The organism is Rothia sp. (in: high G+C Gram-positive bacteria), from assembly GCF_030540545.1.
In the GTDB taxonomy this organism is placed as follows: domain Bacteria; phylum Actinomycetota; class Actinomycetes; order Actinomycetales; family Micrococcaceae; genus Rothia.
Genome location: NZ_JAUNVZ010000038.1, coordinates 1 through 1,392 on the forward strand (window position 1 = coordinate 1; position 1,392 = coordinate 1,392).

2 protein-coding genes are annotated in these 1,392 nt (G+C 59.6%); both read right to left on the reverse strand.

The window, feature by feature from the left end; all coding sequences use genetic code 11:
- Positions 1–597: WbqC family protein (locus Q4P78_RS08740; RefSeq protein WP_303339989.1), on the reverse strand; the 597-nt coding region annotated here is incomplete at its 3' end.
- Between the two features lie 48 nt (positions 598–645).
- Complete coding sequence (locus tag Q4P78_RS08745) at positions 646–1,302, reverse strand: hypothetical protein (protein WP_303339990.1); 657 nt, start codon at positions 1,300–1,302, stop codon at positions 646–648.
- Positions 1,303–1,392 lie beyond the last annotated feature (90 nt).

Here is a 1,392-nt window from a genome sequence, read left to right on the forward strand (position 1 = left end):
CTCCGGCCCCATGTTGAAGAGCAGGTCAACGATGCTGAGGTTGGGCAGAAAGCCCGTGCGCTCCGCAAAGACCTGATAGTACGCCCGAGGGCTGAAGGCAGCAGTATCGGCCTCCGGCCCTACCTTAGGCGAGAGCAGGGGGCGCAGGTCGCACACACACGCTGTTGTGGGGGACACATAGGCCTCAGCCTGCCGTATGGGGAGGTCTAGGCTCAGAAGGCTGAGCACAGTGTGCTGCAAAGCCGCATTGAAGTCGACCAGGTAGGTGAACTTCTGCTCGTAGAGGGGGCGAAAGTCGTCAGCGTAGTACATAAAGTACGGACTGTTGTCGTACGCCGATACCAGTGCCTGCCAATGCAGGTGGCGCCAATTGCCGTGGTCAGAGATTCGGATGTCCTTCATCGCCGTGTGGCCGGCATTGTCGCGAACCACGGGAATGGTCAGTGCCTGTACACCGCCGGGCGTAGCGATGCAGCAACGGTTGCGATAGGTCTGCTTCACAAAGTGTTCGTGCCGATCCTCCACCGCCTCACGGGCGGCATAGAGGAGCGCATTATAGGAGATTGGGGCCAAATAGGCCGAAGGGACGATGAGCATAACGTGAATAAGGTGACTGCCGCAACGCTGCGGATGGAGTATACTGCCCTACGAGGCTTCCTTGCCCCACTGCATGGGGATAATCCGCCCCACCAAAGCGCGGTGGGGAATGAGTGCATAGCGTTCGGGGAACATTTCGACCCAGTAATAGTCTTGTGCCGTACGCACCCGTCTCACTTCCTCTCCCCTTATCCACAAGCGGCCTTGGCCGTCCACCTTTGCATCTACTCCTTCATAACGCCGAAGTATGCGGGCCAGGAGCCGGGCATTATGGGGCGTGACGTGCAGGGCACGGTCGGCACGGGGCACCACAAAGGCTTCGGCATCGGGAGAGGTATGCGCCGGGAGTATCAGGCGGCGCACAGGGTCTATCCATACGGTGTCGCCGGCAATGGCCCGGCAGACGGCGGCAAGCATTTCTTCAGCCTCCCCTCCCTGCGGCAAGGTCTTGCGCTGCGTAAAGGCAAGTGCTTCACCGACCTGCGGCATACGATAGCCCCAGCGGTGATAGCCCCACAGCGATTCGCCGGGCAGACGCAACCCGTAATAGGTGCGCGAGAGCCATACCAGGCGGTGTGTGGGAGCCTCTATCAGGCCCTGACCTTCAGGCAAACGCATGGGCGAAATGAGTAAGCCCCTTACCGCCAGCAGCAACAGAGCAGCCGGCAGTACAGGGGCTATAAACTTGCGCAGAAGGCGGTGCATAGGCTGAACGAATTACATCTGCCTCAATTGGGAGTATTACTTAATGTCCCACACTCGCTTGAAGAAGCGGCTCCAACGCACATGGCCGTC

Excerpts from the sequence above, each read along its gene's own strand:
- Q4P78_RS08745 (WP_303339990.1), bottom strand. The coding sequence starts at position 1,302 with ATGCACCGCCTTCTGCGCAAGTTTATAGCCCCTGTACTGCCGGCTGCT.